A 17,518-nucleotide genomic window follows, 5' to 3' on the forward strand; every position below is an offset into this window, starting at 1 on the left:
CGCATGACCATCTGCAACATGTCCATCGAAGCAGGCGCGCGTGTCGGCCTGGTGGCCACCGATGAAAAGACCATTGCCTACGTCAAAGGGCGTCCTTTCGCACCCACTGCCGAGCAATGGGACGCTGCGGTCGCTGCCTGGAAAGACTTGGTTTCCGACGACGACGCAGTGTTCGACACCGTGGTCGAGCTGGATGCGACGCAGATCAAGCCGCAAGTGAGCTGGGGCACCTCGCCGGAAATGGTCCTCGCCGTGGATCAGAATGTGCCGGATCCTGCGCAGGAACCCGATCTGGTCAAGCGTGGCTCTATCGAGCGCGCCCTGAAATACATGGGCCTCAAGGCCAATCAGGCGATTACCGACATTCAGCTCGATCGCGTGTTCATCGGATCCTGCACGAACTCGCGGATCGAAGACCTGCGTGCGGCGGCAGACATCGCCAAAGGCCGTAAAGTGGCATCGACCATCAAGCAAGCGATCGTCGTGCCGGGTTCGGGTCTGGTGAAAGCCCAGGCCGAGAAGGAAGGGCTGGACAAGGTGTTCATCGATGCCGGTTTCGAGTGGCGTGAACCGGGCTGCTCCATGTGCCTGGCGATGAACCCGGACCGCCTGGAAAGTGGCGAACATTGCGCGTCCACCTCCAACCGTAACTTCGAGGGCCGTCAGGGTGCCGGTGGCCGTACTCACCTGGTGAGCCCGGCAATGGCCGCGGCGGCGGCAGTCAACGGCCGTTTCGTCGACGTTCGCACTCTGAGCCAGCACTAAGGAGCCCCGCATGAAGCCTTTTACTCAACACACCGGCTTGGTCGCTCCTCTGGACCGCGCCAACGTCGACACTGACCAAATCATTCCCAAACAGTTTTTGAAGTCGATCCGCCGCACCGGTTTCGGTCCGAACCTGTTCGATGAATGGCGTTATCTGGACGTGGGACAGCCGTATCAGGACAATTCCAAACGCCCGCTGAACCCGGATTTCGTCCTCAATCACGAACGCTACCAAGGCGCCAGCGTGCTCCTGGCCCGCGAGAATTTCGGTTGTGGTTCGAGCCGTGAGCACGCGCCGTGGGCGCTGGAAGAGTACGGCTTCCGCAGCATCATTGCGCCGAGCTACGCCGACATCTTCTTCAACAACAGCTTCAAGAACGGTCTGCTGCCGATCATCCTCAGCGAAAGCGAAGTGGATGAGCTGTTCAAGGCCGTAGAAGCCAAGCCCGGCTATCAGTTGAACGTGGACCTCGCCGCGCAGACCGTGACGGCGGAAAGCGGCAACGTCTACCGCTTCGAAATCGATGCCTTCCGCAAGCACTGCCTGTTGAATGGGCTCGACGACATCGGCCTGACCTTGGTGGACGGCGATGCGATTGCAACGTTCGAGAGCAAACATCGTGCTTCGCAGCCTTGGCTGTTCCGGTAGAAGCAGCTACAAGTTTTCAGCCACAAGCGGCAAGTTGTGACGTGGCGCGGCTTCTTCTTGCCGCTTGCCGCTCGAAACTTGCAGCTCCCGAGTCGGCCTCGCTCCAGAGGCCGAACGCCATTTTGAAACGAGGGTTCCATGAGCAAGCAGATTCTGATTCTCCCCGGTGACGGCATTGGTCCGGAAATCATGACGGAAGCGGTCAAGGTGCTGGAACTGGCCAACGAGAAGTATCAGTTGGGTTTCGAACTGAGCCATGACGTCATCGGTGGCGCGGCCATCGACAAGCACGGCGTGCCATTGGCCGATGAGACGCTGGACCGTGCACGTGCTGCCGATGCGGTGTTGCTGGGTGCGGTAGGTGGTCCGAAATGGGACGCCATCGAGCGTGACATTCGTCCTGAGCGCGGCTTGCTGAAAATCCGTTCGCAGCTGGGTCTGTTCGCCAACCTGCGCCCTGCGATCCTCTACCCGCAGCTGGCCGACGCTTCCAGCCTCAAGCCCGAGATCGTCGCCGGCCTGGATATCCTCATCGTTCGCGAGCTGACCGGTGGCATCTACTTCGGCGCGCCGCGGGGTACCCGCGAGCTGGAAAACGGCGAGCGCCAGTCTTACGATACGCTGCCGTACAGCGAGAGCGAGATTCGCCGTATTGCCCGCGTCGGCTTCGACATGGCCCGCGTGCGGGGCAAGAAGCTGTGTTCTGTGGACAAGGCCAACGTACTGGCTTCCAGTCAACTGTGGCGCGAAGTGGTCGAGCAGGTGGCCAAGGATTACCCGGACGTCGAGTTGAGCCACATGTACGTGGACAACGCGGCCATGCAGCTGGTACGCGCACCGAAGCAGTTCGACGTGATGGTCACCGACAACATGTTCGGCGACATCCTGTCCGACGAAGCGTCGATGCTTACCGGTTCCATCGGCATGCTGCCATCGGCGTCGCTGGATTCGAACAACAAGGGCATGTACGAGCCGTGCCATGGTTCGGCGCCGGACATTGCGGGCAAGGGCGTTGCCAACCCGCTGGCGACCATTCTGTCGGTGTCGATGATGCTGCGTTACAGCTTCAATCAACACACGGCGGCGGACGCCATCGAAAAGTCCGTGAGCTTGGTGCTGGACCAAGGCCTGCGCACCGGCGACATCTGGTCCGAAGGCACTGCCAAAGTCGGTACGCAGGAAATGGGTGATGCCGTAGTCGCCGCGCTGCGCAATCTGTAATATCTCGGGCCCGCTTGCGCAAGATCGAGTCGAAAACTCGCTGTGCAACGAGGCCCCACTTTTAATGAAGGTGTAGTTGCGATGAAACGTGTAGGTCTGGTCGGTTGGCGCGGCATGGTGGGTTCCGTGCTCATGCAGCGAATGCTGGAAGAGCAGGATTTCGATCTCATTGAGCCGGTGTTTTTCACCACCTCCAATGTCGGCGGACAAGGCCCCTCGGTGGGCAAGGACATTGCGCCGCTGAAAGATGCCTACAGCATCGACGAGCTCAAGACCCTGGACGTCGTGCTGACCTGCCAGGGTGGCGACTACACCCACGAGGTGTTCCCGAAGCTGCGTGAAGCGGGCTGGCAAGGTTACTGGATCGACGCGGCCTCGGCCCTGCGCATGCAGGACGATGCGGTGATCATCCTCGACCCGGTCAACCGCAAGGTCATCGATCAGCAACTGGATGCGGGCACCAAGAACTACATCGGCGGCAATTGCACCGTCAGCCTGATGCTGATGGGCCTGGGTGGCCTGTTCGAGGCCGGTCTGGTCGAGTGGATGAACGTCATGACCTATCAGGCTGCCTCCGGCGCCGGCGCGCAGAACATGCGCGAGCTGATCAAGCAGATGGGCACCATCAACGCGTCGGTTGCCGACGATTTGGCCAACCCGGCCAGCGCGATTCTGGACATTGATCGCAAAGTGGCCGAGGCCATGCGCAGCGACGCGTTCCCGACCGAAAACTTCGGCGTGCCACTGGCGGGCAGCCTGATCCCCTGGATCGACAAGGAACTGCCCAACGGTCAGAGCCGTGAAGAATGGAAAGGCCAGGCCGAGACTAACAAAATCCTCGGTCGCTTCAACCGGCCGATTCCGGTCGATGGCATCTGCGTGCGCATTGGTGCGATGCGTTGCCACAGCCAGGCGCTGACCATCAAGCTGAACAAGGACGTGCCGATTGCCGATATCGAAGGGATGATCAGCCAGCACAACCCGTGGGTGAAGCTGGTGCCGAACAACCGCGAGGCCAGCATTCAGGAGCTGAGCCCGACGTCGGTGACCGGCACACTGAACATTCCGGTAGGGCGTCTGCGCAAGTTGAACATGGGTTCGCAATACCTGGGCGCGTTTACCGTGGGCGACCAACTGCTGTGGGGTGCGGCAGAACCTTTGCGTCGCATGCTGCGGATTCTGCTGGAGCGTTGATCCGGCGTTTTGCCAAAGATGAGAAAAACCGCCTCTTGGGGCGGTTTTTTTATGGGATTGGAGAATGGGTACGTAGCCGTTGTCGGTGATGCCTCATGACGCTGCACCGTCGCCACGGTGGGAGATTCTGTGTTGGCTGGCGAACCTCGTTCGGCCGATCATGGCCCGCACCACGCCGACTCCCGCAAGGGCGTGCAAAGCTCATAAAATCTGCGACCGATTTCGTATTCGTGGGAGCCGGCTTGCTGGCGAATGGAGTGTGTCAGTCAGCATCAATGCGTCAGGCCTGGCGTATTCGTCCGATCCCGGCCCGCAGCAAGGGGGCTCCCACATTCAATGTGCGGCGTTCTCGTGTGTGGCGAATGGTATGCCTCTTTAGCAGCAACGCCTTCAGATCACGGTGTATACGCCTCAAACCCTCTCAGCCGGTGGATCGTCCTTGCGCCGGCGCATCAACGTCTGATGTTTCCAGTGATGGCCAAACCGCATCCCCGGCACTTCGATGTGGCGGTGCGTCAACATCGACACCACTACTACCGCCACTCCCACAAACACCAGTAGCAAGTTGTCGTTCAGGGCACTGCCCGTACTCAGATAACGCACCATCGCGCCGGACGCCTCGCTCGGCTTGTCCACCAGCAACGCATACCCGCTGAATTTCGCCGCCACGGTCAGCGCCGTTGCCACGACGAAGATCACTGCGGCATGAGTCAGGTACATCGACAGCCACAATTGCCCCAGCGCCGGAAACGGCCTGAACAGCAACAGCTTCGAAATGAGCCCCGCCTCGTAGGCGAAGATCAGCAGCGCCAGGCAAAACAACAGGCCTAGTTCGAGGGTCAGCGGTTGTTCGCCCTCGGTCATGAGCCCGTAAATCCCTGCCAGCACCGCCACCTCCAACACGGTGGCGATGACTGGCCCCGGGATCGCATCCCGCACCCGGGCATAAATCCGGTAAGTGATCGCGCCTGCAAGAAAACAGGAAACGCCCCACAGCACATTGTGCGGAATCAGACTGAAGTCCTTATACAAGGCGATAAATGCCAGCGCGCATAGCAGTGTGATCAGCTTGCGTGCCAGGCTTGGAAGGGCGAACAGAATCAGTGCGAAGCTCATCCAGATGTAGAACTCGACGCTGATCACCCACGACGGATAGTTGAACGACAGCGCGTTGAAGCCTGGCCACCAGGCTTGGATCAGCAGCAGGTTCGGGAGGATTTCCCTCGGTGCGCGATCGCCGCTGAACGCTGGGTAATTCAACGACAGCCCGCGTTGCTCCAGCACCCACTTCAGGCATTCAAACCCGATAAAGAACAGCAGCACCGCCACATGCATCGGCATTACCCGGCAGGCACGTGTGACCATGAACTCGCCCACCTGCCGAGGGGTATGCAGGTGATCGCTGTAGCGCCGGTAGATCAGAAACCCGCTGAGGGCGAAGAAAAGTCCCGCGAACTGGCTGACATTTCGGAAGAACGTCAGCTCAGTGATGCTGCGTTCTATGTGCGAGTGATGAACGATAAAGGCCAGTGCGCAGAGGCCGCGCAAACTGTCGAGCACGAGAAATCGCTTCATCTGACGGGTCCTTTGTAGATGAATGGAAAGGCCAAAGCGGCAGTGCTGACAGCGCAGATAGCACCTGTCCGGCCACGGAAGCGGCACGGACGACAAACAAAGCAGTGAAGTTACCACCTCGGCGCAGAGGGCCGATGAGCGGGTGGACAGAAGGGCAGGGACGGTACAGTGAGTCGGAGTATGCCCCAGACCTCACGCTAGACACCATACCGCAGGGCATGTCGGTTCGATCAATGCTGAAAAGCCCTAAGCTTAATCCCACTATGTGGGATGCAAATTTACATGTTGAGATATTGATGGGTTGAAGCTTATAGTTCGCCACGCATTCACTCATCAATAACAATCAGGTGAAGCCATGCAGGCGCAATTGATCGCGCTCGATTGGGGAACGACCTCCCTCCGTGCGTACCGACTCGGCGAACACGGCCGGGTCCTGGACCATCGCTCGCTCAGCGCGGGCATCATGCAACTGCCGACGACGCCTCGTTTGATCGCCGGGCAGGCGTGTTCAAACGGTTTCGAACTGGCCTTCGACGAGGCCTGTGGTGATTGGCTGGACGCCGAACCCGATCTGCCGGTGATTGCCTGTGGCATGGTCGGCAGTGCGCAGGGCTGGCGTGAGGCGGCGTATCAGGAAACCCCCGCCAGCGTAGGCGCATTGAGCGATGGCCTGGTGGCCGTGCGCAGCGTGCGTGGGGTCGACGTTCATATCGTGCCTGGCGTGCTGCAGCGCTCGGCACTGCCCAACGTTATGCGCGGCGAAGAAACCCAAGTCCTCGGTGCGCTTGATTCGCTGTCTGCCGACGACGCCCGCGAACCTCTGCTGATCGGCCTGCCCGGCAGCCATTCGAAGTGGGTGAGGGCGGTGGACGGCTGCATCGAACATTTCGATACGTTCATGACGGGCGAGGTGTACGCCGCGTTGTCCAGCCATACCATTCTCGGCCGCACGATGCAGCGCAACGAGGCGTTCGATGCTGCTGCGTTCGACCGTGGCGTGGGCGTGTCCCGTTCGCCAGAAGGCGCGGCGGGCCCCCTGTCGACCATCTTCAGCAGCCGCACGTTGGGCCTGACGGGAGTGCTCAACGGCGCCGCGCAGCCTGATTATTTGTCCGGTCTGTTGATCGGGCACGAAATCGTCGCGCTGACCCACTTGCTGGCGCAGGCCGGCAGACCGCTGCCCTCGGTGGTCCTCATCGGCAGCGGCCCCTTACTCGAACGCTATCGACGCGCATTGAACGCCAATGGCTTCGCCCACGTGACCCTGTCCGAACAGGCCACCGAGCGCGGTTTGTGGCAGGTCGCGGTGCAAGCCGGTCTGATGGATTCCCTTTCTATGGCCGCACAACGGCCCTCCCACGTCGAGAACTGACATGCTCAAACACGCCCTCGCGCGAAACGGTCTGGTTGCAATCCTTCGTGGTCTGCGCCCGGAAGAAGCCCCTGCCATCGGCGATGTCTTGTATGCCGCCGGATTTCGCGTTATCGAAGTCCCGCTCAATTCCCCGCAACCGTACGAAAGTATCCGTCTGCTGCGTCAGCGTTTGCCGGCCGATTGCGTGATCGGTGCCGGTACGGTGCTGACCCCTGAGCAGGTGCGTCAGGTCAAGGCAGCAGGCGGGCAGGTCATCGTCATGCCTCACAGCGATCCTGAGGTGCTGCGGGCAGCCAAGGCTGAAGGCCTGTTATTGGCCCCGGGCGTTGCCACGCCGACCGAAGCCTTCGCCGCGCTGGCCAATGGCGCTGACGTGCTGAAGCTGTTTCCCGCCGAACAAATGGGCCCTGCTGTGGTGAAAGCCTGGCTGGCAGTGCTGCCTGCCGGGACCGTCTTGTTGCCCGTGGGCGGCATTACGCCAGACAACATGAAAATGTTCCTGGACGCGGGAGTACGCGGCTTCGGTCTGGGTTCAGGCCTGTTCAAGCCGGGCATGAGTGCCGATGACGTCGCCGAGCGCGCGAAGGCCTATGTCGCCGCGTGGAATCAGGCCCGTCCGGCGAACGATCAATAACCCGAAGGGATGCTTGCAGCCGTCTCAGACGCGCCGTTGAACAAGCGTCTTCGAACACGCATTTCGAATAAGCATCTTTGAATAAGCATTTTCGAATAAGAGAGAACCGAGATGAAAATCACCAAACTTACGACCTTCATCGTCCCGCCGCGCTGGTGTTTCCTCAAAGTGGAAACCGATGAGGGCGTCACCGGTTGGGGCGAGCCCGTGGTCGAAGGTCGAGCGCACACGGTGGCTGCGGCCGTTGAAGAATTGTCCGACTACTTGATCGGAAAAGACCCGCGCAACATCGAGGACATCTGGACGGTGCTGTACCGCGGCGGTTTCTACCGGGGTGGCGCGATTCACATGAGCGCGCTGGCCGGTATCGATCAGGCGCTGTGGGACATCAAGGGCAAGGCGCTGGGCGTGTCGGTCAGCGATTTGCTGGGCGGTCAGGTGCGCGACAAGATCCGCGTGTATTCGTGGATCGGCGGCGACCGTCCCGCTGATACTGCTCGCGCTGCCCAAGAAGCCGTTTCCCGCGGCTTCACCGCCGTGAAAATGAACGGCACTGAAGAGCTGCAATTCCTCGATACGTTCGAGAAAGTCGATCTGGCGCTGGCCAACGTGGCTGCCGTGCGGGATGCGGTCGGCCCGAACGTCGGCATCGGCGTTGATTTCCATGGCCGGGTGCACAAGCCGATGGCCAAGGTGCTGATGAAGGAACTGGACCCGTACAAGCTGATGTTCATCGAAGAACCGGTGCTCAGCGAAAACTATGAAGCGCTGAAAGAACTGGCCCCGCTGACCAGCACGCCGATTGCCCTCGGCGAGCGGCTGTTCTCCCGTTGGGATTTCAAGCGTGTGCTCAGCGAAGGCTACGTCGACATCATCCAGCCGGATGCGTCCCACGCCGGTGGCATCACCGAAACCCGCAAGATCGCCAACATGGCCGAAGCTTACGACGTGGCCCTGGCCCTGCATTGCCCGCTGGGCCCGATCGCGCTGGCGGCGTGCCTGCAACTGGACGCGGCCTGCTACAACGCGTTCATTCAGGAACAGAGCCTGGGCATCCACTACAACGAGAGCAACGATTTGCTCGATTACATCAAGAATCCCGAAGTCTTCGATTACGACAAGGGCATGGTGAAAATCCCGAACGGCCCGGGCCTGGGCATCGAGATCAACGAGGAATACGTCAAGGAGCGCGCGGCCATCGGTCACCGCTGGCGCAACCCGATCTGGCGTCATGCCGATGGCAGTTTTGCCGAGTGGTGATGGGACCAGGGGTCGACGCTCATCCGAGCCGACCCCATTCGTGAGCAAGCTCACTCCCATGGGCTTTGTGTCTGACGCAAATGTGAACGACGACGCGGATCGCCTGTAGGCGGGAGCAAGTTCACTCCCATGGGTTTTGTGTCTGACACAAATGTGGACGATGACCCGGATCACCTGTGGGTGTGAGCTTGCTCACGAAGACGTACTTATTGGCACCACCCGACTTCCAGACCTCAGACAACCATAAAAAGAGGCACCCCCCATGCGCACACAGACCTTGCCGGAGGCGCGGGCGATCACAGCCACGCCGACCCGCAAACGCTATTTCATCATGGTGCTGCTGTTCATTACGGTGGTGATCAACTACCTCGACCGCAGCAACCTGTCCATCGCTGCACCTGCGCTGACCAGCGAGCTGGGCATCGACCCGGTTCATGTCGGCCTGGTGTTCTCGGCCTTCGGCTGGACCTACGCCGCCATGCAATTGCCCGGTGGCTGGCTGGTGGATCGCGTGCCACCACGCATTCTCTACACCGTCGCGCTGGCGCTGTGGTCGATCGCCACGATTTGTCTTGGCTTTGTCGGCAGCTTCATTGCCCTGTTCGTGTTGCGTATGGCGGTGGGCGCGTTGGAAGCCCCGGCGTACCCGATCAATAGCCGGGTCGTCACCGCGTGGTTTCCAGAAAAGGAACGGGCCACGGCGGTCGGCTTCTACACCTCGGGGCAGTTCGTCGGACTGGCGTTCCTGACCCCGATCCTGGCCTGGCTGCAAGCCACGTTCGGCTGGCACATGGTGTTCGTCGCCACCGGTGGCGTGGGCGTGGTCTGGGCCGTGATTTGGTACATGGTCTATCGCGAGCCTCGCGATTTCAAAGGCGTGAATCAGGGCGAAATCGACCTGATCAAAGAGGGCGGCGGCCTGGTGGACATTGAAACCGACACGTCCAACGCCAAGCGCGGCTTTAGCTGGACGGACCTCGGTATCGTCCTCAGCAAACGCAAACTCTGGGGCATCTATCTCGGGCAGTTCTGCCTCAATTCGACCCTCTGGTTCTTCCTCACCTGGTTCCCGACGTACTTGGTGAAATATCGCGGCATGGACTTCATCAAGTCCGGATTGCTGGCCTCGTTGCCGTTTCTCGCGGCGTTCGTCGGCGTGCTGTGCTCGGGCTTCTTTTCCGACTGGCTGATCCGTCGCGGCCACACCGTGGGTTTCGCGCGCAAACTGCCGATCATCGCAGGCCTGCTGATCTCCACGTCGATCATCGGCGCCAACTACGTCGACTCGACGCCACTGGTCATTGCGTTTCTGGCGCTGGCGTTTTTCGGCAACGGCCTGGCGTCGATCACCTGGTCGCTGGTGTCGACGCTCGCCCCGGCGCGTCTGTTGGGCCTCACCGGCGGCACCTTCAACCTGATCGGCAACCTGTCGGCTATTGCCACCCCCATCGTGATCGGCTTTCTGGCATCCGGGGAGTCGTTCGCACCGGCCATCACCTACATCGCCGTGCTGGCGCTGCTGGGGGCGCTGTCCTACATCCTCCTGGTGGGCAAGGTCGAGCGGATCGAGCTTTAACCCTTGGACTGACCCGCGCGGGCGACGATAATGCCGCCCGCTCTCCGATTCGATAAGGCGCGATATGCACGATTCTTCCGACACCGCAGCCGTTACAGGCAAGGACGCCGCGCCCACCGGCACGCAAACCCTGTTACGCGGGCTGGGCGTGGTACAGGCCGTGGCCAGTGGCGCCCGAGACCTCAAGCAAATTGCCCGGCTGATCGGCACCACCCGCAGCACCACTCACCGCCTCGCCAGTTGCCTGGTGGACGAACGCTACCTGCGCGTGCTGCCGCAGGTGGGGTATGTGTTGGGACCCAAGCTGATCGAACTGGGGTTTCAGGCGCGGGAAGAACTGCCGCTGGCGATGCTGGCGCGGCCGTTTCTCGATGAGTTGTCCGCGCTGACCGGCGACACCGTGCACTTGGCCATACGCGATGGCGATGAAGTGCTGTACCTGCACAAGAATCCCGGGCGCAATGGGCCGGAAATGCGTTCGCGGGTCGGGCATCGCATGCCGCTGGCGCGCACCGGGATCGGCAAAGCGCTGTTGCTGGACAGCCCGGAAAGCGAGTGGCAGCGGCTGTACGATATCAGCCTGCCAGAGGTGTCGAAGCCCGCGCAGTGGCCTGCGCATCAGGAACAGACGTGGGAGCAGGTGCGCGAGCGGATGCGTGAGTATGTGAAGGGCGGCTACGCGTTCGACCTGGAAGACAACGAGCCGTCAATCCGTTGCGTGGCTGCGCCGATTCGCGATGCCAGCAAATACATCGTCGCCGGGATCAGCATTGCCAGCACCGTGCCGTACATGCCGTTGGAAAAAATGGCCGAGCTGGCGCCAATGATCAAGGAAGTGGCGGCGCGCTTGTCGGCGGAGTTGGGTGGGTGACCGATCTGTCTGACGAAACGCCTCACCGGTAGGCGTGAGCTTGCTCGCGATTGCGGCCTTCCATTGGCCTCAATAAGCGGCTGTTACACCGCTATCGCGAGCAAGCTCGCTCCTGCAGTGATCGGGTCGTATGATCGTTCCCACGCAGCGCCCGGGGAACGATCATGTGGAGCGTCACGCCTTCAACGTCGCCATATCAATCACAAAACGATATTTGATGTCGCCTGCAATCATGCGGCTGTACGCCTCGTTGATGTTCTTGATGTCGAGCATCTCGATGTCGCAGCTGATGCCATGCTCGGCACAGAAATCCAGCACCTCCTGAGTCTCCGCGATCCCGCCGATCAACGAACCGGCCAGTACGCGACGCTTCATCACCAGATTGGCAGTATGCAGCGCCGGGTCCACCGGCTCGATCAGACCCACCAGAATGTGCACGCCGTCGAAACGCAGGGTTTCCAGGTAGGGGTTAAGGTCGTGCTGCACCGGGATGGTGTCCAGCAGGAAGTCAAAGTGACCTGCCGCCGCCTTCATCTGCTCGGCGTCGGTGGACACGATGACATGGTCCGCGCCCTGACGACGTGCTTCTTCCGCCTTGCTCGCCGAACGGGTGAACAGCGTGACTTCCGCGCCCATGGCCTTGGCGAACTTGATACCCATGTGGCCCAGGCCGCCCATGCCCAGCACGCCCACCTTGTCGCCCGCCTTGACGCCGTAATGCTTGAGCGGCGAGTAGGTGGTAATGCCCGCGCAGAGAATCGGCGCGGCGGCGGCCGGGTTCAGCGTCTCGGGAATGCGCACGACGAAGTGCTCGCTGACCACGATGCTGCTGGAGTAGCCGCCCATGGTGTTGCTACCGTCGACGCGGTCCGGCGTGGCGTAGGTCAGGGTCGGGCCTTCCAGGCAATACTGCTCAAGGTCCGCCGCGCAGGCTTCGCAGTGGCGGCAGGAGTCGACCATGCAACCGACACCGACCAGATCACCGACTTTGTGCTTTGTCACATTGGCACCGACTTCGGTGACCTTGCCGACGATTTCGTGGCCGGGCATCAGCGGGTACACCGCGATGCCCCATTCATTGCGCGCCTGGTGAATATCGGAATGACAAACGCCGCAGTACAGAATCTCGATAGCCACATCGTCCGCACGCGGGCTGCGGCGGTTGAAGGTCATGGGGGCGAGGGGAGTGGTGGCCGACTGAGCGGCGTAACCAATGGCTGTGTACATGAGAAACCTCGCAAAAAACGATGACAGTTGAGGCCGTGTATTCTGGGCAACCAAGCCGCCAGCAGCCATGACCATTCCTACGTGTGTCATGCACAATCCTCCGGAGATTCATCCGCAGGGGCTGCTTTGCACCGCAGATCTGCGATGATCGCACTGTCTAATCCTCTGTCCGGTTGCCCATGTCACTGACTCTCCATTCCGACGCCAACACCCCGTTGGTGTCCCTGATCAAATCCCTGACCACGCGCCCCGGTTTCGTCGACACCCTCGTCCCCGGCGTGCAGGCGATGTCCTGGAATGACTACGTCGCCAGCAGTCCGCAGATTTATGAGCCGAGCCTGGTGATCATCGCTCAGGGCAGCAAGCTCGCCCGCCTCGGGTCGCGAACGCTGGAATATGGCGCGGGCCACTATCTAGTGCAGGCGCTGTCGGTGCCGTTCATGTGCGAGACCTTCGCTACCGAGGACGAGCCGATGTATGGCATTGCGGTGTCGATCGACCGCGCGGTCTTGAGCGAACTGGTGCAGGCCATGGGCCAGGCGCCGGGCGTGATGGTCAAGGCGCAGACTCCCGAGTCGATGAGCTCGGCCGAGCTGGACGCGTCGATGCGCGAGAGCGTCGAGCGTTTGTTGCGCTGCCTGCATGACCCGCAGGACGCTCAGGTGATGGGCGCGGCGCGGGTGAGGGAGGTTTTATACGCGGCGCTGCGGGGGCCTCAGGCGGGTGTATTGCGGGCACTGGTCGAACAGCAGGGGCATTTCGCTCGGATCGCTGCAGCGTTGCAGTACCTGCGCGATCACTACAACGAAGCGTTGAGCGTCGATGAACTCGCCCGTCGCGCCAACATGAGTGCTTCGACCTTTCACGAGCATTTCAAACGCAGCACCATGCTCTCGCCGGTGCAGTACCTCAAGCGCCTGCGGTTGCTGAAGGCTCAACAAATGCTCATCGGCGAGGGCCTGGGTGTGGCGCAGGTGGCGCACAAGGTGGGGTATCAAAGCACGTCGCAATTCAGCCGCGAATACAAACGTTACTTCGAACGCAATCCGGGAGAAGAGGGGGCGCTGCTGAGGATTCCGGCGTAACGCCTTGCTGTTGACGCACTTATGTAGGAGCGAATTCATTCGCGAGACGATTGTTCAGGCGATAGGGATGCGTCGTCTGTGCTGGTGCACCGCAAATGAATCCGCTCCCACCGGCTTGGGGCAGTCCGCTGAGCCGGTGAGATTTCGTAGCCCACAAGAAAGGCGCCATGATCGGCGCCTTTCTCTTACAGCTTGAAGTTTGCCGCTGCTTTTACATGTTCGGGTACGTTGGCCCACCCGCACCTTCCGGCGTGACCCACGTGATGTTCTGCGAAGGGTCCTTGATGTCGCAGGTCTTGCAGTGTACGCAGTTCTGGGCGTTGATCTGGAAGCGCTTGGCGCCGTCTTCCTGGGTCACGACTTCGTACACGCCCGCCGGGCAGTAGCGCTGCGCAGGCTCGTCATATTTCGGCAAGTTGACGTTGATCGGGATGCTCGGGTCCTTCAGCTTCAGGTGGCACGGCTGCTCTTCTTCGTGGTTGGTACCCGAGATGAACACCGAACTCAGCTTGTCGAAGCTCAGCTTGCCGTCCGGTTTGGGGTAGTCGATCTTCTTCGAGTCGGCGGCCAGCTTCATGCACGCATAGTCGGGCTTGTTGTCATGCAGCGTGAGCGGGATCTTGCCGCCGAAAATGTTTTGATCGATGAAATTGAAGGCGCCGCCCAGAATCGGGCCGAACTTGTGGATTGCTGCGCCGAAGTTGCGGCTGGCGAACAGCTCTTCGTGCAGCCAACTGCCCTTGAACGCCTCGACGTAAGTGTTCAGCGCATCGCCGCCTTCATTGCCGGCGAACAAGGCATCCGCCACGGATTCCGCCGCGAGCATGCCGGATTTCATGGCGGTGTGGCTGCCTTTGATCTTGGCGAAGTTCAGGGTGCCGAGATCGCATCCAATGAGCGCGCCGCCCGGGAAAACCATTTTCGGCAACGAGTTCAGGCCACCTTTGCAGATTGCGCGGGCGCCGTAACTCACGCGCTTGCCGCCTTCCAGATACTGCTTGAGGATCGGGTGATGCTTCAGGCGCTGGAATTCGTCGAACGGCGACAGGAACGGGTTGGCATAGGACAAATCGACGATCAGGCCAACGACCACCTGATTGTTTTCCAGGTGATAGAGGAAGGAGCCGCCCGTGTTCTCGGTGCCCATCACGTCCAGCGGCCAGCCGGCGGTGTGCACCACCAGACCTTGCTGGTGCTTGGCCGGGTCGATTTCCCAGATTTCTTTCAGGCCGATGCCGTAATGCTGGGCGTCGGCTTCACTGTCCAGATTGAACCGTTTGATCAGTTGCTTGCCAATGTGACCACGGCAGCCTTCGGCGAACAGTGTGTACTTGCCGCGCAGTTCCATGCCGGGGGTGTACATGCCTTCTTTGGGGTTGCCTTCGCGGTCAACGCCCATGTCGCCAGTGAGAATCCCGCGCACCACGCCGTTCTCGTCGATCAGCGCTTCCTGAGCGGCGAAGCCCGGGTAGATCTCGACGCCCAGGTTTTCCGCCTGCTGCGCGAGCCAGCGGCACAGGTTACCGAGGGAGATGATGTAGTTGCCTTCGTTGTGCATGGTCTTGGGCACGAAGGCGCCGGGGACTTTGGTACCGGCTTCGGCACTGGTCAGCACATAAATGTCATCGCCTTTGACCGGCGTGTTCAGCGGCGCGCCGAGCTCTTTCCAGTCCGGGAATAGCTCGTTCAGCGCGCGAGGTTCGAACACGGCACCGGACAGAATGTGGGCACCCACTTCGGAGCCTTTTTCGACGACGCACACGCTGATTTCCTGACCAGCGTCGGCGGCCTTCTGTTTCAGACGGCATGCGGCGGACAGTCCGGCTGGCCCGGCTCCGACGATCACGACGTCGAATTCCATAAATTCGCGTTCCACTGGCTATCTCCTGATCAAAGGCTCAACGGTATTTTTTATAGGTCGTTGCGGATTAGCGCCCGTAGGGATGTCATTCGGGCATCATCTTTAAAGGGGCGCATTATATCTACACCACCTTGCGGGTCCAATACAAACGTTTGTTTGAATCAGCTGAAACCCTGATAAAACATAGGGAGACGGCTTGTGACTGGCGTTTTTGTCGTATTGACCGAAATAGGCGTTCCGGTCAAGATACGGGCGGTTTTGCGCTCGCCGTAGGCTGACCGTCGGTAACGAACGCCTCTGAAAGCAGTGTGAGTGCCGTGCAACGGGAACGCGCCCTCGCCGGGAATCGACAGGCGGGGTGCAGTTTACACGCCCGGTCTGCCCGTGACGTGGTCTGAGGGGGAGACATCAGCGTTTTTTGCTGAACTCACCGTTAAGTAACGACGAATACGCTGTTTTCAAAGGTGTTCTTTACACTGACGTGTACCCATCGCCGGGCCGGGCCTGGCGATTTCTTTTCACCGGAGAGTAACGAGGAATCCATGAAGGTTCTTGTAGCTGTCAAACGAGTGGTCGACTACAACGTCAAGGTTCGCGTCAAAGCGGACAACTCCGGCGTCGATCTCGCTAACGTCAAAATGTCGATGAACCCCTTCTGCGAAATCGCTGTAGAAGAAGCCGTTCGCTTGAAAGAGAAGGGCGTCGCGACCGAGATCGTCGTCGTTTCCATTGGTCCGACCACCGCGCAGGAGCAACTGCGTACTGCCCTGGCACTGGGTGCCGATCGCGCCATTCTCGTGGAATCTGCTGACGAGTTGACCTCCCTGGCAGTCGCCAAATTGCTGAAAGCGGTCGTTGATAAAGAGCAGCCGCAACTGGTCATCCTCGGCAAGCAGGCCATTGACAGCGACAACAACCAGACCGGCCAGATGCTGGCAGCCCTGAGCGGTTATGCCCAAGGCACCTTCGCTTCCAAGGTCGAAATTTCCGGCGATAGCGTCAACGTCACTCGCGAAATCGACGCCGGTGCGCAAACTGTTTCCCTGAAGCTCCCGGCCATCGTCACCACCGACCTGCGCCTGAATGAGCCGCGCTACGCGTCGCTGCCTAACATCATGAAGGCCAAGAAGAAGCCGCTCGAAGTGCTGACCCCTGATGCGTTGGGTGTGTCCACGTCCTCCACCAACAAGACCTTGAAAGTCGAAGCCCCGGCGGCTCGCAGCGCTGGCATCAAGGTCAAGTCGGTCGCAGAACTGGTCGAGAAACTGAAAAACGAAGCGAAGGTGATCTGATGCCTATTCTCGTAATCGCTGAGCACGAAAACGGCGCCATCGCGCCTGCCGCGCTGAACACCGTTGCCGCTGCTGCCAAGATTGGTGGCGACATTCACTTGCTGGTCGCAGGCCAGAACGTAGGCGCAGTCGGTGAAGCCGCCGCGAAAATCGCTGGCGTGAGCAAAGTCCTGGTTGCCGACAACGCAGCCTATGCCCACCAACTGCCAGAAAACGTTGCCCCGCTGGTCGCCGAGCTTGCTTCCGGTTACAGCCACGTACTGGCCGCTGCCACCTCGAACGGCAAGAACATTCTCCCGCGCGTGGCTGCACAGCTGGACGTCGACCAGATCTCCGAGATCATCTCGGTTGAATCGGCTGACACCTTCAAGCGCCCGATCTACGCCGGTAACGCCATTGCCACCGTTCAGTCGTCGGCGGCCATCAAGGTCATCACCGTTCGTGCTACCGGTTTCGACGCGGTGTCGGCTGAAGGCGGTTCTGCCGCTGTTGAAGCAGTCAGCGCTGCTCACGACGCAGGCAAATCGTCCTTTGTCAGCGAAGAGCTGGCCAAGTCCGACCGTCCTGAGCTGACCGCTGCCAAAATCGTCGTTTCCGGCGGTCGTGGCATGCAGAACGGCGACAACTTCAAACACCTGTACGCGCTGGCCGACAAGCTGGGCGCTGCCGTCGGTGCGTCCCGCGCAGCCGTCGACGCTGGTTTCGTGCCGAACGACATGCAGGTCGGTCAGACCGGCAAGATCGTTGCGCCACAGCTGTACATCGCCGTCGGTATCTCCGGCGCGATCCAGCACCTGGCCGGCATGAAAGACTCCAAAGTGATCGTTGCGATCAACAAGGACGAAGAAGCGCCGATCTTCCAGGTGGCCGACTACGGTCTGGTCGCTGACCTGTTCGAAGCGGTACCCGAGTTGGAGAAGCTGGTCTAATTCA

General features: G+C 60.5%; 15 protein-coding genes. 12 read left to right on the forward strand and 3 right to left on the reverse strand.

Annotated elements, in window-relative coordinates:
- The 4 genes from B3N48_RS20200 to asd form a co-directional block, all read left to right on the forward strand.
- On the forward strand, positions 1–765 hold a 765-nt coding region (locus B3N48_RS20200), incomplete at its 5' end, for an aconitase family protein (RefSeq protein WP_296186888.1).
- A 10-nt stretch (positions 766–775) separates the two neighbouring features.
- Positions 776–1,414 (forward strand): 3-isopropylmalate dehydratase small subunit, encoded by a 639-nt coding sequence (gene leuD / locus B3N48_RS20205; RefSeq protein ID WP_296186890.1) that lies wholly within the window; start codon positions 776–778, stop codon positions 1,412–1,414.
- A 138-nt stretch (positions 1,415–1,552) separates the two neighbouring features.
- Positions 1,553–2,635 (forward strand): 3-isopropylmalate dehydrogenase, encoded by a 1,083-nt coding sequence (gene leuB / locus B3N48_RS20210; protein ID WP_296186891.1) that lies wholly within the window; start codon positions 1,553–1,555, stop codon positions 2,633–2,635.
- Positions 2,636–2,716: 81 nt separating this feature from the next.
- Positions 2,717–3,829: an aspartate-semialdehyde dehydrogenase gene (gene asd, locus B3N48_RS20215; protein ID WP_296186893.1), complete on the forward strand. Its 1,113-nt coding sequence runs from the start codon at positions 2,717–2,719 to the stop codon at positions 3,827–3,829.
- A gap of 411 nt (positions 3,830–4,240) precedes the next feature.
- On the opposite strand, the gene B3N48_RS20220 is transcribed toward asd, so the two are convergent.
- Positions 4,241–5,404: an acyltransferase family protein gene (locus B3N48_RS20220; protein ID WP_296186895.1), complete on the reverse strand. Its 1,164-nt coding sequence runs from the start codon at positions 5,402–5,404 to the stop codon at positions 4,241–4,243.
- Positions 5,405–5,759: 355 nt separating this feature from the next.
- Between B3N48_RS20220 and B3N48_RS20225 the strand changes: the two genes are divergently transcribed.
- The 5 genes from B3N48_RS20225 to B3N48_RS20245 all read left to right on the forward strand — a co-directional run bounded on the left by B3N48_RS20225 (position 5,760) and on the right by B3N48_RS20245 (position 11,120).
- Entirely contained in the window at positions 5,760–6,776 is a 1,017-nt protein-coding gene (locus B3N48_RS20225; protein ID WP_296186896.1) for a 2-dehydro-3-deoxygalactonokinase, read from the forward strand.
- A 1-nt stretch (position 6,777) separates the two neighbouring features.
- Positions 6,778–7,413 carry a 2-dehydro-3-deoxy-6-phosphogalactonate aldolase gene (locus B3N48_RS20230; protein ID WP_296186897.1) on the forward strand — a complete coding sequence of 212 codons (636 nt, stop codon included), beginning with the start codon at positions 6,778–6,780 and terminating at the stop codon, positions 7,411–7,413.
- A gap of 111 nt (positions 7,414–7,524) precedes the next feature.
- Entirely contained in the window at positions 7,525–8,673 is a 1,149-nt protein-coding gene (gene dgoD / locus B3N48_RS20235) for a galactonate dehydratase (RefSeq protein WP_296186898.1), read from the forward strand.
- Positions 8,674–8,935: 262 nt separating this feature from the next.
- Positions 8,936–10,249 (forward strand): MFS transporter, encoded by a 1,314-nt coding sequence (locus tag B3N48_RS20240; protein WP_296186899.1) that lies wholly within the window; start codon positions 8,936–8,938, stop codon positions 10,247–10,249.
- Between the two features lie 64 nt (positions 10,250–10,313).
- Positions 10,314–11,120 carry an IclR family transcriptional regulator gene (locus B3N48_RS20245; protein ID WP_296186902.1) on the forward strand — a complete coding sequence of 269 codons (807 nt, stop codon included), beginning with the start codon at positions 10,314–10,316 and terminating at the stop codon, positions 11,118–11,120.
- A 174-nt stretch (positions 11,121–11,294) separates the two neighbouring features.
- Here B3N48_RS20245 and B3N48_RS20250 read toward each other — a convergent pair whose 3' ends face one another.
- A complete protein-coding gene (locus B3N48_RS20250) occupies positions 11,295–12,347 on the reverse strand; it encodes an NAD(P)-dependent alcohol dehydrogenase (RefSeq protein WP_296186905.1) in 1,053 nt (350 codons plus the stop codon).
- A 179-nt stretch (positions 12,348–12,526) separates the two neighbouring features.
- Between B3N48_RS20250 and B3N48_RS20255 the strand changes: the two genes are divergently transcribed.
- Positions 12,527–13,432 carry an AraC family transcriptional regulator gene (locus B3N48_RS20255; protein ID WP_296186907.1) on the forward strand — a complete coding sequence of 302 codons (906 nt, stop codon included), beginning with the start codon at positions 12,527–12,529 and terminating at the stop codon, positions 13,430–13,432.
- 211 nt (positions 13,433–13,643) lie between these two features.
- Here the strand turns inward: B3N48_RS20255 and B3N48_RS20260 are convergent, their stop codons facing one another.
- Positions 13,644–15,308: an electron transfer flavoprotein-ubiquinone oxidoreductase gene (locus B3N48_RS20260; protein WP_296186910.1), complete on the reverse strand. Its 1,665-nt coding sequence runs from the start codon at positions 15,306–15,308 to the stop codon at positions 13,644–13,646.
- Positions 15,309–15,835: 527 nt separating this feature from the next.
- On the opposite strand from B3N48_RS20260, the gene B3N48_RS20265 reads away from it, so the two are divergent.
- Together B3N48_RS20265 and B3N48_RS20270 are read left to right on the forward strand one after the other, a co-directional pair.
- On the forward strand, positions 15,836–16,585 hold the full coding sequence (locus B3N48_RS20265; protein WP_296186912.1) for an electron transfer flavoprotein subunit beta/FixA family protein: 750 nt from the start codon (positions 15,836–15,838) through the stop codon (positions 16,583–16,585).
- On the forward strand, positions 16,585–17,514 hold the full coding sequence (locus tag B3N48_RS20270) for an electron transfer flavoprotein subunit alpha/FixB family protein (protein WP_296186913.1): 930 nt from the start codon (positions 16,585–16,587) through the stop codon (positions 17,512–17,514). Before B3N48_RS20265 ends, B3N48_RS20270 begins: the two co-directional genes overlap by 1 nt.
- Positions 17,515–17,518 lie beyond the last annotated feature (4 nt).

Source organism: Pseudomonas sp. UBA1879 (genome assembly GCF_002338065.1).
Taxonomy (GTDB): domain Bacteria; phylum Pseudomonadota; class Gammaproteobacteria; order Pseudomonadales; family Pseudomonadaceae; genus Aquipseudomonas.